General features: G+C 63.8%; 20 protein-coding genes and 1 CRISPR repeat array (1 of these 21 only partly in view). Of the genes, 9 read left to right on the top strand and 11 right to left on the bottom strand.

Going from position 1 to position 23,064, the window contains the following annotated elements:
- A CRISPR array of direct repeats spans positions 1-126; the repeat unit is 26 nt; unit sequence AAACCCACCGAATGTCACGGGCGAAT (it extends 196 nt beyond the left edge of the window).
- A gap of 118 nt (positions 127-244) precedes the next feature.
- The 3 genes from uraH to uraD form a co-directional block, all read right to left on the bottom strand.
- Entirely contained in the window at positions 245-604 is a 360-nt protein-coding gene (gene uraH / locus GUI70_RS01860; protein ID WP_161880600.1) for a hydroxyisourate hydrolase, read from the bottom strand.
- Complete coding sequence (gene pucL / locus GUI70_RS01855; protein ID WP_161880599.1) at positions 604-1,488, bottom strand: factor-independent urate hydroxylase; 885 nt, start codon at positions 1,486-1,488, stop codon at positions 604-606. Before pucL ends, uraH begins: the two co-directional genes overlap by 1 nt.
- A gap of 62 nt (positions 1,489-1,550) precedes the next feature.
- A complete protein-coding gene (uraD, locus tag GUI70_RS01850) occupies positions 1,551-2,087 on the bottom strand; it encodes a 2-oxo-4-hydroxy-4-carboxy-5-ureidoimidazoline decarboxylase (RefSeq protein WP_161880598.1) in 537 nt (178 codons plus the stop codon).
- Positions 2,088-2,275: 188 nt separating this feature from the next.
- Here uraD and GUI70_RS01845 point away from each other — a divergent pair, with 188 nt between their 5' ends.
- Entirely contained in the window at positions 2,276-2,842 is a 567-nt protein-coding gene (locus GUI70_RS01845; protein WP_161880597.1) for a MarR family winged helix-turn-helix transcriptional regulator, read from the top strand.
- 6 nt (positions 2,843-2,848) lie between these two features.
- Here the strand turns inward: GUI70_RS01845 and GUI70_RS01840 are convergent, their stop codons facing one another.
- Together GUI70_RS01840 and GUI70_RS01835 are read right to left on the bottom strand one after the other, a co-directional pair.
- Positions 2,849-3,187 (bottom strand): cytochrome c, encoded by a 339-nt coding sequence (locus GUI70_RS01840; RefSeq protein ID WP_202630369.1) that lies wholly within the window; start codon positions 3,185-3,187, stop codon positions 2,849-2,851.
- Positions 3,188-3,220: 33 nt separating this feature from the next.
- A complete protein-coding gene (locus tag GUI70_RS01835; RefSeq protein ID WP_161880596.1) occupies positions 3,221-3,847 on the bottom strand; it encodes a TetR/AcrR family transcriptional regulator in 627 nt (208 codons plus the stop codon).
- Positions 3,848-4,113: 266 nt separating this feature from the next.
- Here GUI70_RS01835 and GUI70_RS01830 point away from each other — a divergent pair, with 266 nt between their 5' ends.
- The 3 genes from GUI70_RS01830 (at position 4,114) to GUI70_RS01820 (ending at position 8,120) form a co-directional block, all read left to right on the top strand.
- Positions 4,114-5,145: a LacI family DNA-binding transcriptional regulator gene (locus tag GUI70_RS01830; protein ID WP_161880595.1), complete on the top strand. Its 1,032-nt coding sequence runs from the start codon at positions 4,114-4,116 to the stop codon at positions 5,143-5,145.
- Positions 5,146-5,298: 153 nt separating this feature from the next.
- Entirely contained in the window at positions 5,299-6,735 is a 1,437-nt protein-coding gene (locus GUI70_RS01825) for an ABC transporter permease subunit (protein WP_161880594.1), read from the top strand.
- On the top strand, positions 6,732-8,120 hold the full coding sequence (locus GUI70_RS01820) for a sugar ABC transporter permease (protein WP_161880593.1): 1,389 nt from the start codon (positions 6,732-6,734) through the stop codon (positions 8,118-8,120). The genes GUI70_RS01825 and GUI70_RS01820 overlap by 4 nt, the downstream gene beginning before the upstream one ends.
- Before the next feature lie 75 nt (positions 8,121-8,195).
- Here the strand turns inward: GUI70_RS01820 and GUI70_RS01815 are convergent, their stop codons facing one another.
- The 6 genes from GUI70_RS01815 to GUI70_RS01790 are packed head-to-tail and all read right to left on the bottom strand — an operon-like array spanning position 8,196 to position 16,153.
- Positions 8,196-10,103 (bottom strand): glycoside hydrolase family 127 protein, encoded by a 1,908-nt coding sequence (locus GUI70_RS01815; protein WP_161880592.1) that lies wholly within the window; start codon positions 10,101-10,103, stop codon positions 8,196-8,198.
- A 51-nt stretch (positions 10,104-10,154) separates the two neighbouring features.
- A complete protein-coding gene (locus GUI70_RS01810; RefSeq protein ID WP_237724640.1) occupies positions 10,155-11,219 on the bottom strand; it encodes an aldose epimerase family protein in 1,065 nt (354 codons plus the stop codon).
- 24 nt (positions 11,220-11,243) lie between these two features.
- On the bottom strand, positions 11,244-12,260 hold the full coding sequence (locus tag GUI70_RS01805) for an arabinan endo-1,5-alpha-L-arabinosidase (RefSeq protein ID WP_161880591.1): 1,017 nt from the start codon (positions 12,258-12,260) through the stop codon (positions 11,244-11,246).
- A complete protein-coding gene (araA, locus tag GUI70_RS01800; protein ID WP_161880590.1) occupies positions 12,260-13,768 on the bottom strand; it encodes an L-arabinose isomerase in 1,509 nt (502 codons plus the stop codon). The genes GUI70_RS01805 and araA overlap by 1 nt, the downstream gene beginning before the upstream one ends.
- Positions 13,765-14,466, bottom strand: coding sequence for an L-ribulose-5-phosphate 4-epimerase (locus GUI70_RS01795; RefSeq protein WP_161880589.1), 702 nt, complete (start codon positions 14,464-14,466; stop codon positions 13,765-13,767). The genes araA and GUI70_RS01795 overlap by 4 nt, the downstream gene beginning before the upstream one ends.
- The gene (locus tag GUI70_RS01790) at positions 14,459-16,153 is read right to left on the bottom strand and encodes a ribulokinase (RefSeq protein ID WP_161880588.1); all 1,695 of its coding nucleotides are present in this window, start codon (positions 16,151-16,153) and stop codon (positions 14,459-14,461) included. The genes GUI70_RS01795 and GUI70_RS01790 overlap by 8 nt, the downstream gene beginning before the upstream one ends.
- 440 nt (positions 16,154-16,593) lie before the next feature.
- Here GUI70_RS01790 and GUI70_RS01785 point away from each other — a divergent pair, with 440 nt between their 5' ends.
- From GUI70_RS01785 to GUI70_RS01765, 5 genes are all read left to right on the top strand, one after another.
- Positions 16,594-18,135, top strand: coding sequence for an alpha-N-arabinofuranosidase (locus GUI70_RS01785; protein ID WP_237724639.1), 1,542 nt, complete (start codon positions 16,594-16,596; stop codon positions 18,133-18,135).
- A gap of 169 nt (positions 18,136-18,304) precedes the next feature.
- Positions 18,305-19,612 carry an extracellular solute-binding protein gene (locus GUI70_RS01780; protein WP_161880587.1) on the top strand — a complete coding sequence of 436 codons (1,308 nt, stop codon included), beginning with the start codon at positions 18,305-18,307 and terminating at the stop codon, positions 19,610-19,612.
- A gap of 103 nt (positions 19,613-19,715) precedes the next feature.
- Positions 19,716-20,621, top strand: a complete 906-nt coding sequence (locus tag GUI70_RS01775; protein ID WP_202630368.1) for a carbohydrate ABC transporter permease — start codon at positions 19,716-19,718, stop codon at positions 20,619-20,621.
- 1 nt (position 20,622) lies between these two features.
- Positions 20,623-21,501 (top strand): carbohydrate ABC transporter permease, encoded by an 879-nt coding sequence (locus tag GUI70_RS01770; protein WP_161880586.1) that lies wholly within the window; start codon positions 20,623-20,625, stop codon positions 21,499-21,501.
- Positions 21,502-21,687: 186 nt separating this feature from the next.
- A complete protein-coding gene (locus tag GUI70_RS01765) occupies positions 21,688-22,758 on the top strand; it encodes a LacI family DNA-binding transcriptional regulator (protein WP_161880585.1) in 1,071 nt (356 codons plus the stop codon).
- The last annotated feature ends 306 nt before the right edge of the window (positions 22,759-23,064 follow it).

Raw genomic sequence — 23,064 nt, 5'->3', positions numbered from 1 at the left:
AATGTCACGGGCGAATCCGGAAGCGCTGGCTGCCAAACCCACCGAATGTCACGGGCGAATCTACCTCAAACCCACCGAATGTCACGGGCGAATCTACCTCAAACCCACCGAATGTCACGGGCGAATTTTTGAGAGCCGGCAGCAGAATGAGGGCGATTTTGGATTGAAAAAAGCCCGACTCAGGACGAGAGTCGGGATGAAATTGTCTAGATTTTTATCTTATGATTTCCTTCATTTAACCGATTCAGCTTCCCCTGTAGGTGCTGTAAGACCATGGCGAGACCAGCAGCGGAATGTGGTAATGCGCTCGGGTGTCGCTGACTGTGAAGCGCAAGGTCACGATATCGAGAAACGGCGGCTGCGCAGCGGACTCAAAGGTACTGAAGTAATCAGCCACGTGAAAGGTCAGCTCGTAGGTACCCTGCTCCAACATTCCGCGTTCGATCAGCGGCGCGTCGGTGCGGCCGTCGCTGTTGGTAACGGCTGTTTTTAGGACGGAGCGCTGCTGACCTTCGACCTGCACCAGTTCTACCTCGACGCCCGCCGCCGGGCAACCGCGCGCCGTGTCCAGCACGTGCGTACTCAGTCCAGCTTGGCCAGTCATCAGGCGCGCTCGACCCAGCCTTCAATCTGGCCGTAAGGCTCGGCGTCGGCGTGAAAGACACTCTTGGGGTTCTGGACGCCGTGGCGCTCGGTGTTGTACTGGATATGGTGGCGGTTGGGAAACGAGAAGTAGATGCGGCTGATTTCTGGGCAGCGGGTCAGCACCGTCTCGCCAATCTTGTAGAGGGTGGCCTGCATGCTGTGTGAGTAGTGATCGGTGAAGGTATCGAGCAGCGAGGTGTACACGCGCTGCCACACGTCGTCGTAATCGCACTCGTCGACCTGGTATTCCCACTTGGACGACACCACCGTGGCCAGAATGCGGTCGTTGGTTTCCGGCAAGGTGGTGAATTCTTCTTTGTGGTAGCCCTCCCAGCCGCTCTGGGTGGTCTTGAGGATGAACAGTTCCTCGATACCGCTGGTGACGGTAAATGTCTCGCCGTCGCCTTCCACGACAGCGGTGTGCTTGGGCATCTGGCGCACGAATGAGTGGTTGTGCTCGGCGCCGTTGGCGTGCATCCTACCCCACTGGTGCTCGGTGAAATAAGCCGTGGCACTCTCGACCTTCGGTCCCTGGTTGACGAAGTGGCGGATCAAGTGCTTACCGAAGGCTTCGACGCTGCTGGTCAGGCCGTCGACGGCCAGGCCGTAGATGGTGTTGCGAACCGTGTCGGTGGCGAGCAGGCCGGTGTTGTCGCCGCTGACGTGGGCCGCGTCGAAGTCGCCGCGCATGGCGACGCGCACCCACACGTCCTTGATCTCGTGGCGCGGCTGGGCGCGAAACACCTTGAAGAGGCGCACGTCGGCCTTGCCGTAGTTGTTGTCGCCCATCTTCACTTTGACTTTGGTTTCGGTGGTGCTGTTGGGGGTTACGGTCTGGGTCATGGCGGCTCCTTGGGGCTGAGGGACAACTGGACTGAACAACTGGCAAAAAAGGATTCGAAAAGTTACCGAACGAGATCAAGCACCCGCAGTCGGGCGATGCGGCTGATTTCAAACAGGGCGGCGGCGCGCTCCTGCTCCGGGGTGTTGCTCAGGCGGCTTCTGGCACCCTCGAAGATGCTGGTTTTGGTGTGTTCGCGCACGCACACCACGTAGGGCAGCCCGAACTTTTCATGGTAGGCGCTGTTGAGCCGCTGGAACTCGGCGAACTCCTCGGCACTGAGCTGCCCCAGGCCCGCTGACGCCTGCTCGCTGGCGCTCTCGGGGGTCAGTTCACCGGCCAGGGCAGCCTTACCCGCCAGATCGGGGTGTGCCCGGATCAGGGCGAGTTGGGCCGCCGGGGTGTCGGATTGCACGGCGGCCCCGAAAGCGCTGGCAATATCCTCGGCGCTGGCAAAGGGACGCTGGGCGGCAGCGGCCTGGGCATACTGCGGCGAGTGTTCCAGAACGCCGCCAAAGTGACTGACGAACGCGCCGGGCGTCAGCACATTGATCTCGGTCAGACTCAGCGCGGCGGGAAGCGAAGCGGAAGGCTGGGGCAAACGGGTCCTCCGGAAGGGGCAGCCAGAAACGGCTGGGAGACGCGAAGGAGAAGGTCTGAAGCAGTGCAGAACTACTTAGACGCCTAAGTATTTTGATGCTCCATCTTAGGAAAATGCCCGCGGCTTGTCAAGCTGGAGGGCCGTGAAGCGCGGCGGGTTTGTGTTAAGCTCGTTCGACAGGCTGCCCCATGACATCGACGACCAAACCCGCTTCTCCCCTGCCCACGACTTCCGCTCTACTCGAGCGCATCCGCGCCGACTGGGCGCAGGTGCGGCCCGATCTGGACCCCCAGCCGATGCTGACGCTGCTGCTGCTCGACCGCCTGCACAGTGCGCTGGCACGGCGGGTCGAGCAGACCTACCTTCAGTCGGATATCAACGCCTCAAACTGGGATCTGCTGCTGACGCTGCTGCGCTCAGCGCCGCCGGAGGGTTTGACGCCCAGCGAACTCAGCCAGCTCAGCGCCATCTCGGGAGCCTCAATCACCAACCGGGTGGCGCGGCTGCTCGACAAGAAACTGGTGGAGCGCATCGTCAGCCCACATGACCGCCGCTCGGCCCAGATTCGACTGACGCCGCAGGGCCGGGCGCTGGTCGAAGCGCTGGTCGAGCCGCATGTCGAGAACGAGAGCCGGATGCTGAACGCGCTCAGCCACGAGGAACAGCGCACCCTGGAGGAACTGGCCCTCAAGCTGGTGACGCAGCTGGAAACCACGCTGCCGATGGGTGTGGGCCAGCCGGTCAGCAGCGCCTGAAGCCGCTCACTTCAGGGATTTCAGATATGCCTGAAGGTCTTGCATCTCCGCTTTGGTCGGCACTTTGCCGTGGTCGCCCGCGAAGCCTACCTTGCCCCAGAACGGCATCGGCGCTTTGAGCTTTTTGCCCTTGTCGTCTACGTCTTTGAGCAGTGCGCGCTGAAAAATGGCTGCGCTCCAGTTGGCCGCATCGCCGATGAGCTTGGGACCGACGCCGCCCTGCGCTCTGGTACCGTGACAGGCCGCGCAGTTGGTCTGGTAGATCGTCTGCCCGTTCTTGAGGTTGGTGGCTTCGGCAGAAACGGAGGCGAGCAACATGGCAGAAACGAGCAGGAAGGTGGGCACGGCCGAGTCTAAGCCGGTCAACTAAGGTTCAGATCAAGTCTCTACCTGATTGCCGCGCCGGATGCCGCCCAGCAGCAGCGCCACGAACTGATCGGCCACGTCGGTGGGGCTGAGGGGACCGCCCACCCGGTACCAGTTGGGCAGCCAGTTGGCTCCCGAAAGTGCCAGCACCGCCGTTAGGCGTACGTCGAGCGTGGCCACGAACTCACCGGACGCCACGCCCTCGCGCAGAATCTCACGGAACACCTGCTCGACCCGGTCACGCCGCGCGGCGATCGAGGCCTGGCGCTCGGGCGGTAGGTGACGCCACTCGGTAAACAGCACCTTGGAAAAGCCCAGATTGCGCGCCACCACGGTCACGTAGGCTTCGAGCGCGGCGGTCAGCCTGGCGGCGCTGGAACCGGGCAGCGCCGAGTCGGACCGCGGCGACACACTGAACAGCGCCGCGTCGAACTCGTCGGCGATGCGCGAGACGATCTCCCACAGCAGTTCTTCCTTGCTCCTGATATGCGCGTACAGACTTCCGGCCTTGATGTCCAGGGCGCTGGCGATGTCGCGCATCGAGGTGGCACGGTAGCCGACCTCGGAAAAGAGCCGCGCCGCCGCTTGATAGATCTGCTCCTGGCGCTCGGAGACGACGGGGTGGGAAGGCTGGGACATCGGAGCACGGACCACCCGTGCATGCTAGCAGGGTCGGGGCGCGGCCATCTGTGTAGCCCAGATCACAAAGCCTGGCAGACATCGGCACAGCGGCTGGGTTGACTTTATGAGCACTTTCCCTGAAGATAACTCCAACTGGCAACGTTACCAACTGCACCGTGTGCGCACGGATGTCAAGCCCATGCTGCTTGTGAATAGGGCGACGGGGTCAACCGGGTCAGCTGATTCGCGAGCGCGTGGCAACGTTACCAAGATGGGGAGGCGAGGTGGCGAAACCCAGTGTTCTGGATGTGGCGCGCACGGCGGGCGTGGGGGCCAGCACCGTGTCGCGGGTGCTCAACAACCATCCCAATATCTCGAACGGGGCCAGGGCGCGGGTGCTGGCTGCCGTGGAGGCACTGGGCTACACGCCTGACCTCAACGCCCGCAGCCTGCGCAGCGGCCAGACCCAGGCCGTCTCAGTGCTGCTGCCGATGACCGGCACGGCGTTTTACGACACCCTGCTGGGGGCCGTTCACCATCGCCTGGAAGCCCACGACTACGACATGGCGCTCTTTCCGCTGCTGGGCGCGCAGCGCATCCGGCGCTTTCGGGACCCCAGCGCCCTGCTCTACCGCGCCGACGCCCTGCTGATCGCCTCGCAAGACCCCCAGCAGCTCTACGCGGGCCGTCCGCCCTTCAACAAACCGGTGGTCTTGGTCGACGCCCACCATCCGCACTACCACAGCGTCTTTTTCGACAATCTGGCGGCGGGTCGCCTGGCCGCCGAGGTCGCGCTGGCCTGCCGATTGCCACTGGTGCTCCTAGACGTGGACGACGTGCCGGGTGAGTTGCCCTCGCCGGTGTTCGTGGAGCGCCGCACGGGCATTCTGGAGGTGCTGAACCGCCAGGGCATCGCGCCCGTCCGCACCCTGTACACCCGTGCCTCACTGGAAGGCGGCCGCGCCGCTGCCCAGCTGCTGCTGACCCAGCCGTTCCCCGTGCAGCCGCGCCAAGATGACCTGCCCACGCCGCTGTTCGTCTTGGCGCTGAGTGACGAGATGGCCCTGGGCGCGCAGCGCCAGCTCGGTGAGGGCGGCTGGCAGATGGGCCGCGATTACCTGTTGCTGGGCTTTGACGGCAACGAGCAGGCCGCGCAGGCGGGCCTGAGCAGCGTGGCCCAGCCGGTGGCCCAGATGGGCGAGGCCGCCGCCGAGGCCATTCTCGCCGCCCTCGGCGGGCAGCTCGGCACCCTGATTCAGCAGTCGTTCGCGCCGCGCTTCGTGGAAGGAGCCAGCACCCGGCGGAGCGGAACATGACTGGTCTGGAGCCAGCTGCCCACCGACAGGCCGACGAGGTCTGGGCGGCGCGCGGCCCGCCGGTCCGGTTGCCTGTCGATCTTCCGCCTCTCGACCTTTTCCTTTTCGTCCGCGCCTCTTCTGTGAGGCCGACCCCCTGCGAGGTGCTCCACCATGACTGTTTCCCGAACCGCCGATGCCGACGCCGTGCACCGCGACCGGGCCAGGCGAGCGACGCCCCCGGAAGGCACCACCGGCGTGCTGATTGCCATTGCCGTGCTGGCCGTGGTGCTGGGCGGCGCGGCGCTGATCGCCTGGCTGGTTTCCGGCGCGGTGGCCAGCGCCCTGCCCAAGGCCCCTCCCTACCTCATTCTGGTCCTGTTCGTGCCGCTGCTGATTGCCCTGATGCTCACGGCGCTGCGCCTCTTGCCCTGGCTGCAGAGCTGGTACTACCTGGTTCCGGCGCTGGTCTTTTTGCTGGCCTTCACCGCCCTGCCCATCGTGCTGACGGTCAATTATGCCTTCACCAACTACAGCGGCCAGAACAGCGGCGCGGGCGACACCGCACTGAAAACCGGCGTGAGCCTCTCCACCGACCGTAAGACCCTGACCTTCAAGGGGACCCTGCCCGGCGACGAGGGCACGACCTTGCCGCAGTTCCTGGGCTGCGCCGAGCCTTCCTGCGCGGGTGAGACGGCGGTGCTCTACGACGAGGAAGGCGCGGTGCCGGTGTTCTACAAGATCGCCTCGGTCGGCGGCAAGAGCGTGACCCTGCTCAGCCCGGTGGCTCCCAGTTTTGAGGTCACCGACGCCACCCGGCTCAACCGCATCCGCAACGTGGGCTTGTCGAACTTCCGCCAGATCTTCGGGCGCGCCAGCGTCGAGCTGATTCCGGTCTTCATCTGGACGGTGACGTTCGCCTTCCTGACTGTGGTTATCAACGCCCTGGCTGGACTGATTCTGGGCATTCTGCTCTACAACCCCCGCCTCAAGGGCCGCAACATCTACCGCACGCTGCTGTTCTTGCCCTGGGCCATTCCCGCCGTCATCACGGTGCAGATGTGGGTGGCGCTGTTTAACCAGCAGTTCGGGGTGGTCAACAAGGCGCTAGGGCTGCTGGGTTTTGCTGCCGTGCCGTGGCTGGGCGATCCGCTGTGGGCCAAGGTGTCGGTGCTGGTGGTCAATCTGTGGCTGGGCTTTCCCTACATGATGACAGCCACCATCAGCGCCCTGTCGACCATCAGCGAGGACCTCTACGAGGCCGCCAGCATCGACGGGGCGAGCCGCTGGCAGCAGATCCTCAACATCACCCTGCCGCTCCTCCGCAACAGCTTCACGCCGATTTTGCTCTCGGGCTTTGCCTTCAACTTCAACAACTTCGGCATCATCTACCTGCTGACCCAGGGCGGGCCGCCGGTAGCCGGGCGCACCAGCACGGCGGGGTCCACCGACATTCTGCTCTCCTGGGGCTACAACACCGCCTTCGGCGCGAGCGGCGGGCAGAATTACTCGCTGGCCAGCGCCATTGCCCTGATCATCTTCGTGCTGACGCTGGGCATCAGCCTGGTCAACTTCAAGGTGGCCGGCGTGTTTGAGGAGGCCCGTAAATGACGACTCTGCCAAAACAGGACGTAGACGGTCACGACACCTCATTCGTCTACGTTCACCGCGAACCCGGCCCCCTGCGCCGTGCCGCGCCCTGGGTCGTGCTCGGCCTGATCGTGGCCGCGCTGATTGCGCTCATCTACTACCTGGGCCGCGACATGGCGGGCCGTCCGGCGAGCTTCACCATCTACAAAGTCACTGGCGGCTGGTTGTACTTCCTGGGCTTCCTGGTGGTGGCCTCGGGGGTGCTGGCGCTCACCAGCCTGATCGGGCAGCGCGTCGGCATTCAGCGCACCGGCAAGAAGATCAAGTACAGCGCCGTGCTGGGCGTGCAGCTCACCCACCTGTTTTTGATCCTGGTGGTGCTGATCGCCATTTATCCGCTGTTTTACGTGGTGCTGGCGGCCTTCGATCCCAAGAACAGCCTCTACGCTTTTCCCAACTTCGATGCCCCGACCATCATCCAGCGCTCGGGCCTGCTGCCGAGCTTTTCGGGCCTCTCGACCGAGAATTTCGCCAAGCTGTTCGACGGCGTGCAGATTCCAGCCTGGGAACTGGTGCTGGCAGTGCTGGCCGGTGCGGCCATCGCGGTGCTGATCTTCACGGCGGCTGTGCGCCGCATCCGCCACGCCGAGGAGGGAACGACCACCCCGACCCAGCTGTGGGCAGGCCGGGTGCTGGTCGCTGCGCTGGTGATTCTGGTCATCTTTATCGGCCCGGCGCAGTTTACCGGCGCGGGCACCGAATCCAAGTTCGTGCTCTCGGTGCGCAACACCTTGCTGGTCTCGGGCCTCACCGGGGCGCTGGCGATCTTACTCTCGACGACCGCCGGGTACGCCATGGCGCGGTTGCGCTTTCCGGGCCGGTTCCAGACACTGCTGTTTTTCATCTTCGTGCAGATGTTCCCGGTGTTCCTGGGCCTGGTGGCCGTCTACGCGCTGATGTACGGCCTGGGCCTGCTCAACTCGTTTACCGGCCTGATCCTGGCCTACTCGGGTGGGGCCATCGCCTTCAACACCTGGATTTTTAAGGGTTACGTCGAGTCGCTGCCGATCAGTCTCGAAGAAGCGGCCATGGTGGACGGCGCGACCCGCTGGGGGGCCTTTACCCGGGTGGTACTGCCGCTCTCCGGCTCGATGCTGGTCTTCATTTTCCTGAATCAGTTCATCGGTACCTACGCCGAGTTCATCCTGGCCAACGTGCTGCTGACCGGCGTGGAACAATGGACCATCGGCGTGCTGCTGAAGAACTTCACTTCGGGGCAGTTCAACACCAAATGGGGCATCTTCGCCGCCGCCGCGACGCTGGGCTCACTGCCGATCGTGGCGCTGTTCTACGGCTTTCAGGGCTACTTCGTGGGCGGTACGACAGCGGGCGGCGTCAAGGAATAGCAGCCCACATTCAGCAAGGTACAGAGCAGCGCGGGCCACGCAGAACTTGCAAGGCCCGCGCTGCTTTTGTCAGTTCTACGCTTCTCGAATCCACACCCGCAGCTGTCCCGGCTCGCGGTTGGCCCAGGCGTAGTACGGCACGGCCCTGAGCCTCACGTTTCCGCTGACGGGCCGTTTATCGCTGGCGTCCGGGCCGTAGAGGTCGCCGTCAGTCCGGGGAGAACACTGCGCCTCGGCTTCCAGCACCAGCACGCTGCCGAGCAGTTCGGGGGCGCTGTGCACGCTCAGCTCGGCGTCGGGCGGCAGCACCAAGTCGTCCAGCGGCGTGCCGGGGTGGTCGACCCCTTCCAGGGCGTAGAGCAGCGGGCCGCGCAGCAGGGCCACCCGCCCGACATTTTCCAGCACGCGGGGATGCGAGCGTACCTTTCTGATGGGCATCGGCAGGTCCAGCGTCACGCTGTCACCCGCCTGCCAGTCGCGCTCCAGGCTGGTGTAGGTGCCCGGCCGGAGCGCGGGCAGCGCCTCGCCGTTGACGCTCAGGCTGGCTCCCTCGGCCCAGGCGGGAATCCTGAGTTTCAGGGCAAAGTGGGCCGCCGTGCCCACCGTCAGCTCCACCTTGCCGTTCCAGGGGTAGTCGGTGCGCTGGGTCAGCTTCACCTCCTGGCCCAACACTGGCACGCTGGCCTCGCTGTTGACGTAGAGGTTGACCCACACCTCGCCCTCAGCCGTGCCGTAGACGTAACCCGGCAAGCTGGCCATCAGCCGCGCCACGTTGGGTGGGCAGCAGGCGCAGCCGAACCAGGCTTTGCGGCGGTGGTGGCCCTCGTCCGCGAGCGGATTCTGGTAAAAGTACGCCTCGCCGCCTAGCGACCAGCCGGGCAGCACGGCGTTGTAAAAGGTGTGTTCCAGCAAATCGGCGTATTTCGCCTCCCCGGTAGCGGTCAGCAGACGGGCGTTCCACATCACGCTGCCGATGGCGGCGCAGGTTTCGGTGTAGGCGCGGGCGTTGGGAAGTTCGAAATCGTCGCCGAAGGCCTCGCCCTCATAGCGCGCTCCCAGACCGCCGGAGACATACATCTGGCGCGTCGTCATATGCGTCCAGAGGCGCTGCATGGCCTCCAGAAGACTCGGATCGCCGTTTTCCAGGTAAAGGTCGGTCACGCCCGTCGTCAGGTACATCATGCGCACAGCGTGGCCCACCACCCGGTTCATCTCGCGCACCGGGAGGTGGTCCTGGTAGTACGTGCTGTTGAAGGTGTGGTTTCCCTCGTCGGCTCCCAGCACGCCGCGCCCGCGCACCTCGATCAGAAACTGGGCCAGCTCCAAATAGCGCTTCTCCCCCGTCTCCCGGTACAGTTCCACCAGTGCCAGTTCGATTTCCTCGTGGCCGTCGGTGAGTTCGCGCTTCCCTTCACCCACCGGACCGAACACGCTGCCGATGTGATCGGCCAGCCGCCGCGCCACGTTCAGCAGTTGTTCGCGGCCGGTGGTGCGGTGATGCGCCACGGCCGCCTGAATGAAATGCCCGGCGCAGTAGAGTTCGTGGTTGTCCTTGAGGTCGCTCCAGCGCTCGTTCTCGCGTCCGGCGCTGTAGTAGGTGTCGAGGTAGCCGCTCGTGTCCTGAGCGCCTTCGATCAGCTTTGCAGCTTCGGCAATCATGCCTTCCAGGGCCGGGTCGTGCGCCTCGGCCAGCGTCCAGGCGGCGGCCTCCAGCCATTTGTAGACATCCGTGTCGTTGAACACGTAGCCGACGAACGGCTCACCGCTGCCGTCTGTGACCCGCCGGAAGTTGCGCAGGGTGTGGGTGTCTTCCAGATGACGGTACTGGCTGAGCAGGGTCACGTCGCGGTTGGTGCGGCGGCGCGGCTCCAGAAAAGTGTCGGTGAGGCGCACGCGGCCCAGCCCCACCGGATGCAGGCGGGCGTGGGGACTTCTGGCCGTGTCGAACACGGGCGCGGCGTCGGGACGGGGCAGGGTGGTCAAGAGGCTCCTTGGGAAGAAGATGTGGCGCTCAGGCGGCCTGTTCGTCCCGGCTCACTTCGCCGAAAACAGATACTCCGTCACCGAGTCGTAGACCTCACCGGGGCGCAGCACGGGACTTGGAAAGGTGGGCTGGTTGGGTGAATCGGGAAAATGTTGCGGCTCCAGGCACACCGAGGAGCGCTTCTCGTAGCGCTGGTCACCAAAGCCCACGAATGAGCCGTTACTGAAGTTGCCGGAGTAGACCTGCAGGCCGGGTTCGGTGGTGCTGACGTCCAGCGTTCTGCCGCTGTGGGGGTCATGCAGGGTCGCGGCGTGGTGCAGGCCGCCCGACGCTCCGTCCAATACGAAGTTGTGATCGTAGCCGCCCACGAACGCCAGTTGCTGATCGGGCGCGTCGATGCGTTCACCGATGAGGTGCGGGGTACGGAAGTCGAACGGTGTGCCTGCGACGAGAGCCAGCTCACCCGTCGGAATGGCCTGAGCATCGACTGGCGTATAACGCTCGGCGTTTACCGTCAGCTGGTGGCCTAGCACGTCGCCCGCGCCGCCCGTCAGGCTCCAGAACGGATGGTGGGTCAGGTTGAGAACCGTCGCCTGATCCGTCTCTGCATGGAAGCTCAAGCGTAGCAGCGGGCCGCTGAGCTGGTAGGTGGCCTGCACCTTCAGCGTGCCAGGATAGCCTTCCTCACCATCCGGGCTGGTGTACGTCAGGCGCAGCTCGTCGGTCCCCGATTCGGCCTCCCACAGTACGGCGTGAAAGCCGCCGGGGCCGCCGTGCAGGGCGTTGGGGCCATCGTTGGTGGCCAGCTGGTAGTTTTGTCCGTCCAAGCTAAACCGCCCGCCCGCGATGCGGTTGCCGTACCTCCCGATCAGTGCGCCGTAGTAGTGGGCCTGCTCCTGAGCCAGATACGGCTCAAGCGCCTCGTGCCCCAGCAGCACGTCGCCCCAGACCTCGTTTCGGTCGGGCGTCTGCACCCGAATCAAGCGTCCACCGTAATCGCTGATCCAGACTTTGACGAATTCGTTTTCCAGCACATAGAGGTGAGCGGTCTGGCCGTCGGGAAGTTGGCCCCAGGTGCGGGTGTGCAGGCTCGGTTGCGTTTGGGTGTCAGTCACGTTTCATTCTCCACCTTGGTGGTCTTAGTTGCCACTCTTGGGCAGCGCACCCAGCACCGGCCAGGCTGCCGCGTCCCAGCGGATCGGCGAGGTCTGAAGCTGTGGGGTGCCGCCCTGATCGGCGTCGTAGTAGTGGTACACCAGCGAGTCGCCCGCACCGTCTCTGAAGGCTTCCTGCCCGCCGGGACCAACGAAACGGCCCTGGGTGGCCTGCAATTCGCTGCCGCCGCCCTGCATCATCGACACGCCTTCGCGGTCGAGATACGGCCCGGTGACGCTCTTGGAGCGGCCCACCATCATCCGGTAGGTGCTGTCCAGCCCCGCGCAGCAGCGGTCGAACGACACGAACAGGTAAAAGTATGGGCCGTGCTGAAGCAAGCTGGCCGCCTCGATCGCCCCGCCGCCGCGTGAGGCGAGGCTGTAGAGTGTGGGGTCCTTGGCCTTGAGCTGGCCACTTTTGGGGTCCAACTCCCGCATTTTAATGCCGTCCCAGAACGAGCCGAAGGCCAGCCACGCCCGCCCGTCTGCCGTATCCAGACGCGAGGGGTCGATGGCGTTGAAGTTCTCGCCCCGCTTGGAGGCGAAGACCAGACCCTGATTCTTCCATCCCGCTGCGGGGTGCGCTGGGTCGAGCTTAGCGTTGGTCATCAGGCCGATGCCGCTGGTGTTCTTGCCGAAGGTGGAGGCGGCGAAGTAGAGGTAAGTCGTGCCGCCGTGCTGCGAGAGCGTTGGTGCCCACAGGTTCGGCGGCTCCGCCCCCAGGAGTTTGGCAACCCAGGCGGGCTGCTTATCTCCCAAGTGCCCGGCGTCTGCCCAGGTCAGGCCGCCCTTGGATGTTTTGAGCCGCAATGTGCCGCCGTCGATGTTCTCGTAGCCAGTGCCCATCGCCACATACTGGTTGCCGATCCGCAGAACGGTCGGGTCGTGGAGTTGCAACTCACCTTTGAGTGTGGGTTGGACGAACGCGTCGCCCCCGCCCAGAGAGAGGCCGCCCAGTGCGAGGCCGAGCCAGCCTAGCGTCAGGGTGACAACGCGCCGCATTAAGCCCTCAGGCCCTGGGCCAGCAGGTAATACAGATCGCTCAGGCGCAGGCTCTGCTTGAAGTCGCGCAGCTTGGTGTCTGCATCGATAATCGCCACTTCCACGCCCGCCATCGCTGCAAAATCTTCCATCATCTCGGTGGTCACGTCGTAGCTGTAGCCGGTATGGTGAGCGCCCCCAGCGTAGATCCAGGCGGCGCAGGCGGTCTTGAAGTCCGGCAGGCACTCCCAGACAGCGCGGGCGACAGGCAGCTTGGGCAGGTCGGGATGGGTCACCGACTCCACCTCGTTGACGATGAAGCGAAAGCGGCTGCCCATGTCCACCAGCGAGGCGTTGATGGCCCTCCCCTCTTTGGCGTCGAACACCAGCCGCACCGGGTCGGCCTTGCCGCCGATGCCCAGCGGATGCACTTCCAGCCTGGGCTTGCTGACGGCAATCGTCGGGCAGACTTCCAGCATGTGCGAACCGAGCACCTGATGCTGGCCCGGCGCGAGGTGGTAGGTGTAGTCCTCCATGAACGAGGTGCCGCCCGGCAGACCATGGGCCATTACTTTCATGGCCCGTACCAGGGCCGCCGTTTTCCAGTCACCCTCGCCCCCGAAGCCGTAGCCCTCGGCCATCAGGCGCTGGGTGGCGAGGCCCGGAAGCTGAGCTAGGCCGTGCAAGTCTTCAAAAGTGTCGGTAAAGCCCTTGAAGCCGCCTTCCTCCAGAAACGAGCGCATCCCGGCCTCGATGCGTGCACCGTCGCGCAGGGAGTCGTGCCGCTCGCCGCCGGGTCGCAGTTCGGGAGCCACGTCGTATTCGTCCAGATAGGTCTTGATCAGCGCGTCGGTGTCGCTGTCCGAAACGGCCTGGATGCGTTCGGCCAGATCGCCCACCGCATACGTGTTGACCGCGAAGCCCAACTTCAACTCGGCGCTGACCTTGTCTCCCTCGGTGACGGCCACGAAGCGCATGTTGTCGCCGAAGCGGCAGAAGTTCGCGCCTTGCCAGTCATGCCAGGCCCAGGCCGCCCGCGCCCACGCGCCGAGCCGCTGCTGCACGTCCTCGTCGCTCCAGTGGCCGACCACCACTTTGCGCTCCAGCCGCAGCCGGGTGTGCAGGAATCCGGCCTCGCGGTCGCCGTGCGCCGATTGGTTGAGGTTCATGAAATCCATGTCGATGCTGTCCCAGGGCAACTCGCGGTTGTACTGGGTGTGCAGGTGGGCGAAGGGCTTTTGCAGGCTGCTCAGGCCGCCGATCCACATTTTGGACGGGCTGAAGGTGTGCATCCACAGGATAAGTCCAGCGCACTCGGGGTCGCCGTTGGCGTCCAGACACAGGCGGCGAATCTCGTCGGGCGTGGTCAGCACGCCTTTGGAGACGACTTCCAGCGGAATGTGGGCGCTGGCGTCGAGCTTCTCTGCGATCTCGCGGGCGTGCCCGGCCACCTGCTCGATGACCTCGGGGCCGTAGAGGTGCTGCGAGCCGCAGACGAACCAGAGTTGGGGCGTGGCGAGGTGTTTCAAGTCGTTTCCTTTCGGGGCGCGGAGGCGGAGCGCTGGCCGTAGACGTTGGTGTAGCGGTCATAGAGCTTGTCGATGTCGGCGGGCGAGATGATCTGGACGGGCGTACCCCGCGCCGCCGCCAGCTGATAGGCCAGGAACACCGTGCGGGCCACGTCTTCCACCATCACGGCGGCTTTGAGGGCGGCGGTGGGTGTCTTACCGATGGTGAAGACTCCATGACTTTTGAGGATGATGCCGGGCGAGCGGTGCCCGGTGAGCACCCGCACCACCTCCGCTCCGATCTCCTCGCCGCCGATCAGGGCAAAGCCTCCGCAGGGAATCGGCCCGCCGAACTCGTCGGCCATCGCGGTGAGCACGCAGGGAATCTCCGAGGCGGTGGCGGCCCAGGCAGTGGCATATGGGCTGTGGGTGTGCACGATGCCGCCAACCTGGGGCATCTGGCGGTAGATGTAGGCGTGGGTAGCGGTGTCGCTGCTGGGACTGAACTCGCCTTCAATGACCCGTGCGTCCAGGTCGGTGACGACCATGCTCTCCGCCGTCAGGTCTTCAAAGGTGACGCCGCTGGGTTTGATGACCATGTGCTGGCCCGTTCGGGCGCTGATATTGCCGCTTGTCCAGGTCACCAGGCCGTTCTTGGGCAACTCCCGGTGGAGATCCGTCAGGGTCAGGCGCAAGTCTGGATAGAGTGGTTCAGACATTCGCCGTCTCCACCTTCTGCCCTTGAAGGCGCTGCTGGCGGGCCTTCAAGCGGGCCATCACCCGGTTCGCGCCCCGCCCAAAGTAATCATGCAGCTCTCGGTACTCCCCATATAGCTCGTCGTAGACCGCCTGCGCTGCCGGATTGGGCGTGTAGACATTCAGCTTGACCTGACTCATGGCCGAGGCCGCCGCGAAGATGTCGGGGTACACGCCAGCGGCGACGGCGGCGTACATGGCGCTGCCGAGCGCTGGCCCTTGCTCGGCATCCAGAATGCTCAGCGGCCTGCCGGTCACGTCGGCGTAGATCTGCATCAGCATCTGGTTGCGCTTGAGGCCCCCGGCGATGACCAGCTCAACAATCGGCACGCCGCTCGCCTCGAACGTCTCCATGATCAGGCGGGTGCCGTAGGCGGTGGCCTCGATCAGGGAGCGGTAGATGTCGGGGGCGCGGGTTTGCAGGGTCAGGCCCACCAGCAGGCCACTGAGATTGGTGTCGACCAGCACGCTGCGGTTGCCGTTGAGCCAGTCCAGGGCCACCAAACCGTGTTCGCCGGGAGTCTGCGTGGCCGCCTCGCGCTCCAGCAATTCATGCAGGCTGATCCCCTCTTCTCTGGCCTGCTGGTGGTACTCGGGCGGCACAGCGTGCTTGACGAACCAGGCGAAGAGGTCGCCCACGCCACTCTGGCCCGCCTCGTAGCCGTAGAGGCCTGGCACCACGCCGCCCGGCACGACCCCGCACATGCCCGGCACCTCGCGCAGCTCGTCGTGAATCAGGACGTGGCAGGTGGACGTGCCCATAATCGCCACCAATCGGCCCGGCTCTATCACACCCGCTGCGGGCAGGGTCACGTGCGCGTCGATGTTGGCGACGGCGACAGGGGTTCCCACCTTGAGGCCCGTCCAGGCCGCCGCCTGCTGGGTCAGACCGCCCGCTTTGTCGCCCAGCTGGGAGAGCGGATGCTGGATGCGAGTCCGCACCACGTCGGCAAAATCGGGGTTGAGCGCTCCAAAAAAGTCGGGGGTCGGAAAGTGGCCGTCCTGGTACTGGGCCTTGTAACCCGCCAGGCAAGCGCTGCGGTTCTCCTGGCCGGTCAGCTGCCAGATGACCCAGTCGGCGGCCTCGATCAGGCGCTCGGATTCGGCGTAGAGGGCCGGGTCTTCCTCCAGAATCTGGAGCGACTTTGCAAAAAACCACTCGCTGCTGATCTTGCCGCCGTAGCGCAGCTGCCAGGGTTCGCCGCGCGCCGAGGCCAGCGCGTTGATGCGGTCGGCCTGCGGTTGCGCGGCGTGGTGCTTCCAGAGCTTGACCCAGGCGTGTGGGCGCGACTCATACTCCGGCAAGAAGCACAGCGGCGTGCCGTCTTTGCGGGTGGGCAGCATGGTGCAGGCGGTGAAATCAATGCCGATGCCGACCACCGCCTCCGCTGCCACTCCGGACACCCTCAGTGCCTCGGGAACCGCCTGCTGCAACACGTCCAGATAATCCTGTGGATGCTGCAAGGCCCACTCCTTGCCGAGTTGGGTGCCGCCGGGGAGTTGGGCGTCCATAACGCCGTGCCGGTAGGGTGTCACCGCTTCGCTCACCGATGCGCCGTCGCGGTTGCGGATGATGACGGCCCGCCCGGACTCAGTGCCGAAATCCACGCCGACGCTGTAGGTGTCGTGGTCCGGACTGGTGTGGCTCACAGGACCGTCCGGCAGAACTCAGTGTGTGAAGTCATAGGGGAAGTCTCCGCAGCATCCGGGAGCAGGGCGTCGGTCCGGGGGATGCCAGCAGCCGGACGAAGCGGATTTGGAAGCGAATAAAATGACTGTGAACGTTCACAGTTTAAGCGCAGGCGACTTGGACTGTCAACGCTCGGGGCAGGCGAGGTGGGCCGCCTGGTGGCATTCGTTAGGTTAGAGCGACGCTTGTCTGTTCGGGTTACGGACGACGGCTGGAGTGTGGATGGGGACTTGACTGTGAACGATCACAATGTATGCTGTGGGAGTCAGACATTGCCTGCTCACCGGCCACCGGATGAGCCACAAACTGCCGTTGCCCCAGGCCGAGGGACGCCGTTTGCTTTGACCGCGCTCGTCTGCCGCCCCTGCCGCCCGTTCACGATCTGACCACAAGGAGAGCCGTGACCCATCCGACTGCCGCCGCGACGGTTTCGATTCACACTCAGCGCGTCATTTCCGAGATCTCCCCGCTGCTGTTCGGGGGCTTTGCCGAGCATATGGGCCGCTGTATCTACGAGGGCATCTATGATCCGGCCTCGCCGTTGGCCGACGAGCGCGGTTTTCGCCCGGATGTGATGAAGGCCCTCAAAGAGATCAACTACCGCATCATGCGCTACCCCGGCGGCAACTTCGTTTCGGGCTACCGCTGGCAAGACGGTATCGGGCCGCGCTCTGAGAGGCCGCGCCGCCGCGCCCTGGCCTGGCGCTCGATTGAAACCAACCAGTTCGGCCTGCACGAGTTCATGGCGTTTGCCGAGGAGCTCGGTACCCTGCCGATGTGGGCGGTCAATCTCGGCACCGGCACCATTCAGGAGGCTGCCGATCTGGTGGAGTACATGAATTTGCCGACCGGTACCCATTTCAGCGATCTGCGTGCCAAGAACGGGCATCCAGACCCCTACGGCGTGAAGTACTGGTGCCTGGGCAACGAGATGGACGGTCCCTGGCAGATCGGTCAGATGGACGCTGCGACGTACGCCGACAAGGCCGTGCAGGCGGCCAAGTTGATGCGCTGGATGGACCCCAGTATCAAGACCATCGCCTGCGGTTCGTCGTCCACCTCGATGGTGTCGTTTCCCGACTGGGACCGCACCGTGCTGGAGCACAGCTTTGAGCACATCGATTATTTTTCGATGCACCACTACGCGGCCAATCCGTACCCCACCGTTTCTAACATTGAGGGGTTGCCGATCGATACCGATTCGTATCTGGCCAGCAGTGTGCACTTCGAGGAACATGCCGATATTCTCGGCGCGGCCATTCGCCTCGCCAAAGCCAAGACTCGCTCCAAGAACAACGTTTTCCTGTGCTGGGACGAGTGGAACGTCTGGTACCGCGCCAAGGGCGGCGACGGCGAGTGGGCCGAAGCGCCGCACATTCTTGAAGAGGAATACAACCTCGAAGACGCCTTGGTCGTGGCGACCTGGCTGAGCACTTTTTTGCGCAAGGCTGACCTGATCAAAATCGCTTGCATCGCGCAGATCGTCAACGTGATCGCGCCGATCATGACCCGGCCCGACGCCATGTTCAAGCAAACGATCTTCTATCCGCTGGCCCTGTTCAGCCAACACGCCAGCGGCGTCGCACTGGACGTGCTGGTCAAGTCGCCCCTGCATGACACCAAGCGCCACGGCCCGGTGCCGCTGCTCGATATTTCGGCCAGTTTCGATGCGCTCAGCGGCAAGGGAGCCACCTTTCTGGTCAACCGTTCGCAGACCGAGCCGCTGACCGTCACCCTGAACTGGGAAGACGTGGGGCCGCAGGGCTTTACCCAGGGCTGGCAGATGAGCGGCAGCGATCCCATGGCGGGCAACAGCTTCAGCGCGCCCGACGCGGTAACGGCCCACGAGATCGAGTTACCGAAACTCGACGGTAAAGTGGCCAGCTTGGTGCTGCCTCCACTGTCGTTCACGGCCCTGATCTCGCACCACGACCCCGCCTGAAGCCCGCGCCCGCTTGACACTGTCTTGGGATTGTCTTAAGATGTGACCGTTCACACAAGCGAATTTGCCGAAAGCTGGCGCTGTTGTTTCCGATCACCGATCTCGGTGAACGACCAGTGTTGTGCTCCCGGCCCCCCTTTGCCGCTCAGCCGCGTTTCATGGAGGAACTATGCGTTTACCCAGAATGCTCGCCCTCGGCCTTCCCCTTACCCTGGCGCTCTCGGCAGCGGCTCAGGCCCAGACCACGGTCACCTTCTGGGACTTCTTCGGCGGCGGCGACGGCATCCGCATGAAGCAGATCGTGGATGATTTCAACAAATCGCAAAAAGACATCGTGGTCAACCGCACCACCCAGACCTGGGGCAACCCCTTTTACACCAAGGTCCACACGTCCGTCGTCTCGGGCCAGACGCCCGACGTGATGACCTACCACCTCTCGGCCGTCCCGTCGGGGCTCAAGAAAAACGATCTGCGTGCCATCACGCCCGCTGAACTGGCGATGGCAGGCCTCAAGATCAGCGATTTCCAACCCAACCTTGTCAAGACGCTGGAAACCGACGCCAAGGCCGCGGGCAAAACCGGCATCTACGCCGTCCCGCTCGACACCCACACCTTCGTCGTCTATTACAACAAGGACCTGCTGAAGAAAGCAGGCCTGCTGGGCGCGGACGGCATGATGCCGGCCATGAAGAACATCGCCGACATGACCAAGGCGCTGCAGACCATCAAGGACAAGACCGGCGTGACGCCGATGGCGCTGAGCACCAACCAAGACTCGGCCACCCCCTGGCGGCTGTGGTACTCCCTGTTCCTGCAGCAGGGCGGCACCATGTTCAAAGGCGGCAAGCTCTACCTCGGCGACCTCGATACCAAGGGCAAGGCGGCCCTGCAGACCATGGCCGACTGGACCAAGGCCGGGCTGCTCACCAAGAACACGGCTTATCCGGCGGGTGTGGCCCTCTTTACCGCCGGGCGCACCGCCATGATGTTCAACGGCAACTGGGAAGTGCCGACGATGGTGGACGCCAAGGCCAAGGGCAGCCTCAAGTTCGACTACGGCATCATGAGTTTCCCGGCGCTCTACGGCAGCAACAATGAGACCTGGGCCGATTCGCACGAACTGGCAATTCCCAACAACACCAAAACGCCCATCAGTCCTGAAAAGCTCAAGGCGGTGATGACCTTTATCGGTTACGTCAACAAGCAGGGCGGCCTCGGCTGGGCGGGCGGCGGGCACATTCCCTCATACCTGCCGACCCAGAACAGCGCGGCCTTCAAGGCCCTGCAGCCGAACGTGCAGTACAGCGTCAAATCGGCCAAGGACGCCACGCTCGAACCCAACGTGCCGATCTTCGGCGTGGGCGGGCCGGTTTACGACGCCGTGGGCAACAACTTCACCCCGGTACTGCTGGGTCAGCTCACCGCTGAGCAGGGCATCAGCAAGTTCAAGGCAGCGCTGATCAACTTCAACAAGTAAGGCTGCAAGGAGGGGACAGGGGAAAGGCGCGTGATTCAGTGACCTTTCCCCTTTGCATTGAATGCTGAGCGCCAGGCGCTATTCATTGCGGGAGGTGGACAACATGCTCAACACGGCACCATCCAAAACCGGCGTCCTCAGCCCAGAAAAGCGGACGCAACTCAGAAAACGCTGGCTGACCGCCATGCTGATGGCGGCACCCTTCATCTTGTTTTACCTGCTGTTTTTGATTTACCCCACGCTCCGCGTCATTCAGCTGAGCTTCACCGATGCTGATCTGGCGGGCAACGGCGTCTGGGTGGGCCTGACCAACTACACCAAACTCTTTACCGAACCCACCTTCTGGACGGCGCTGCTCAACACCCTTTATTTTATTTTGCTGACCGTCGTCCCCAACACCCTGGTGGGGCTTGGGCTGGCCCTTCTGGTGATGCGCCTCAAGCGCCTGCGCAACCTGGCGATGGCGGCTTTCTTCCTGCCGAACGTGTTGCCGGTCAGCGTGGTCACCAGCGTCTGGAACTGGGTGCTGGATTCCAACTTCGGTCTGGTCAATTACCTGACGGGCAGCACCGTCACCTGGTTTCAGGACCCGGTGTGGGCCATGCCCGCCGTGGCGTTCGTGACCATCTGGTGGACGGTGGGTTTCAATGTGCTGCTGTTTATCGCTGGCCTCCAGAATATTCCGCCGGAACTCTACGAGGCGGCGGCCCTTGACGGCGCGTCCGGCTTCCGACTCTTTCGCTCGATCACCTGGCCGAGCCTGTGGCCGGTCACGAGCCTGATCTTGCTGCTGCAACTGATCGCCCAGTTCAAGATTTTCGACCAGATTTATCTCCTCACCACTGGCGGCCCCTTCGATAAGACGCTTGTTTTGCTGCTCTACGCCTACCGCGAGGGCTTCCAGCAACAGCACGGCGGCTATTCCTCGGCCATCGGCGTGGTGCTGATGGTGATTATTCTGGTGGTCTCGGCCCTGCAAGCCAAACTGCTCAACCGGGGAGGGCGCTGATATGACGGCGACGATCAACAAATCCACAACCACCAAACCGCCCGCGCCGCTGAGTGTCAGGCTTTCTCGGCTGTGGGGCGGTGTGATCACGGCCCTGACGCTGGTGCTGGCCGCGGCCTGGGTCTTTCCGATGTACTGGGCCGTCGTGACCTCAGTCAAGCCCGATGACGAGACCGTCGCCGCGCCGCCGACCCTCTGGCCGCAGAAGTTTGATTTCAGCAGCTACAGCTACATCTTTCAGAACAGTCCCATCGTGCGCTGGTATATCAACAGCGTTCTGACAGCGGTGCTGATCACCTTCCTGGTCCTGCTGCTCTCGATTCTGTGTGCCTATGCCCTGTCGCAGATCAATTTTCGTGGCCGCACGTGGCTGTACTGGCTGGTGCTAGCCGGATTCATGATTCCCTTTCAAGCCAGTCTCATTCCGTTGTTTATCTTCATCAACAAGCTGGGCCTGGTCAACAGCTACACCGGTCTGGTCGTGCCGCAGCTCGCCGCGCCGATTGCCGTGGTGATCTACAAACAGTTTTTTGATCAGGTGCCTCACGAACTCGGAGACGCGGCCCGGATTGACGGGGCCTCCGAGTGGCGGGTGCTGTTCGGGATCTTTTTGCCGCTCAACTGGGGCATCACCGTCTCGCTGGGCATCGTGACCTTCATTGCCGCCTGGAACAACTTCCTGTGGCCGTTTATCGTGATGAACGATACCGCCAAGCTGACCATTCCGGTGGGCATTACCCAGATCCAATCGGCCTACGGTGTGGCGTATGCCAAGACGATGGCCACCGCCGTGACCGCTGCCGTGCCTACGGTGGTTGCCTACCTGATCTTCCAGCGCCGTGTCACCGAGGGCGTGATGGCAACAGCGGGTCTGAAGTAAGCCGGGAACCGGGCCAGCTCGTTTCAGGCCTTAAGCAAACTGTAAGCCGGGTTGTGGGCGAATGAGCTAAGCTCCGGGCCGTCAACCCGGTTGGCCGAGTGGGTCGGCAGGATCAACCAACCGTTCTCGCGCCGCCCTTGTTCTGGCTGCGTTCAGAAGGGGGCGGGCTGATTTTAAGGCGTCCGTATGTCAAAGAGCAGCGCGCAAAGCGTCACCATCCACGATGTGGCCCGGCTCTCCGGAGTGTCGTACCAGACCGTCTCGCGGGTCATCAACAACCAGGCCAACGTGGCCGCGCCGACCCGTCTGCGGGTGCAGCAGGCCATCGAGGCGCTCAACTACCGCCCCAGCATCCTGGCCAAGAGCCTGGTCACCCGGCGCTCGCAGCTGATCGGTGTGATCGCCCACGGCATGAACCAGTACGGCCCCTCGCAGATTCTTCAGAACGTGCAGGAAAGCGCCCACAGTTTCGGCTACGAGATCATGCTGACCACCTTGCAGCAGGCCGATCTCGAAGAGGTGCGCGAACAGGACGTGCTGACAGCGGCGCTGCGGCTGGGCCAGTTCGGGGTGGACGGACTGGTGCTGCTGACCAACTACGATGCCCACGACATCGTCAAGGGCCTGCGCCACAACCTGCCGTTCGTTCTGATTGATGCCGCCGCCGACGTGGATGGTCCGACAGTCAGCATCGACCAGTTCGAGGGCGCGGCGATGGCCATCCGGCATCTGGTGTCACTTGGCCACCGCCGCATCTTGCAGATCACCGGGCCACGCGGCTGGAGCGACGCCCAGCTCCGGCGCGAGGGGTTTGCCCACGTCACCCGCAGCGAGGGCCTGAGCGCCCTGCCGGTCTACGAGGGCGACTGGAGCGCCGGAAGTGGCTTCGCAGCAACCCAGCAGGCGCTGGCGGACGGATTGGCGTTCACGGCGGTTTTCGCGGGCAACGACCAGATGGCGCTGGGGGTGCTGGCCGCCCTGGCACAAGCGGGCCTGAAGGTGCCGCAGCAGGTGTCGGTCATCGGCTTTGACGACACCCCTGAATCGGCCTACTACACGCCGCCGCTGACTACCATCAACCAGAACTTCGCGCTGCTGGGCCGCCGCAGCATGGAAGAACTTAAGCGCCTGATCGAGCACGCGCCAGACGGGCCGCTTCACCAACGGGTCCACCACCTGATCTTTCAGCCACAACTGGTCCTGCGCTCTACTACCGCGCCCGCTCCGGTCCATGAGGAAATGTCATCCAGCTTCTGATTTTAAGACCTCTCCCCTGCCCCACTCCGTGAATGCCCCCTGTCCCCAGAGGGTGGATCCGGCGGGTTGAGTTCATAGCATGTTCTGTCTCACCTACTTCGTGCCTTTCCCGGTCCTGGCCTGGACGCCGTGAATCAAGTGCGGCATCACGCTGTGGGACAGTAGACGCGGCAGCAGTGTCTGGACCCAGTTGAGATTCCCCGACACCTCAGTACCCGACAACTTCAGTTCAAGCCGCTCCCAGCGCTGAAAAAGGTGTAATCAGCAGGCTGAAGAGCACCTTGAGGTCGTCTGGGTTCCATCTCA

The sequence above is a fragment of the Deinococcus alpinitundrae genome (assembly GCF_009982895.1).
GTDB lineage: Bacteria > Deinococcota > Deinococci > Deinococcales > Deinococcaceae > Deinococcus > Deinococcus alpinitundrae.
Note: the sequence above shows the minus strand (reverse complement) of the source record. Positions and strands in the feature narration are given on the sequence as shown.

Excerpts from the sequence above, each read along its gene's own strand:
- uraH (WP_161880600.1), bottom strand. The coding sequence starts at position 604 with ATGACTGGCCAAGCTGGACTGAGTACGCACGTGCTGGACACGGCGCGC.
- pucL (WP_161880599.1), bottom strand. The coding sequence starts at position 1,488 with ATGACCCAGACCGTAACCCCCAACAGCACCACCGAAACCAAAGTCAAA.
- GUI70_RS01845 (WP_161880597.1), top strand. The coding sequence starts at position 2,276 with ATGACATCGACGACCAAACCCGCTTCTCCCCTGCCCACGACTTCCGCT.
- GUI70_RS01835 (WP_161880596.1), bottom strand. The coding sequence starts at position 3,847 with ATGTCCCAGCCTTCCCACCCCGTCGTCTCCGAGCGCCAGGAGCAGATC.
- GUI70_RS01825 (WP_161880594.1), top strand. The coding sequence starts at position 5,299 with ATGACTGTTTCCCGAACCGCCGATGCCGACGCCGTGCACCGCGACCGG.
- GUI70_RS01820 (WP_161880593.1), top strand. The coding sequence starts at position 6,732 with ATGACGACTCTGCCAAAACAGGACGTAGACGGTCACGACACCTCATTC.
- GUI70_RS01805 (WP_161880591.1), bottom strand. The coding sequence starts at position 12,260 with ATGCGGCGCGTTGTCACCCTGACGCTAGGCTGGCTCGGCCTCGCACTG.
- GUI70_RS01795 (WP_161880589.1), bottom strand. The coding sequence starts at position 14,466 with ATGTCTGAACCACTCTATCCAGACTTGCGCCTGACCCTGACGGATCTC.
- GUI70_RS01780 (WP_161880587.1), top strand. The coding sequence starts at position 18,305 with ATGCGTTTACCCAGAATGCTCGCCCTCGGCCTTCCCCTTACCCTGGCG.
- GUI70_RS01775 (WP_202630368.1), top strand. The coding sequence starts at position 19,716 with ATGCTCAACACGGCACCATCCAAAACCGGCGTCCTCAGCCCAGAAAAG.
- GUI70_RS01770 (WP_161880586.1), top strand. The coding sequence starts at position 20,623 with ATGACGGCGACGATCAACAAATCCACAACCACCAAACCGCCCGCGCCG.
- GUI70_RS01765 (WP_161880585.1), top strand. The coding sequence starts at position 21,688 with ATGTCAAAGAGCAGCGCGCAAAGCGTCACCATCCACGATGTGGCCCGG.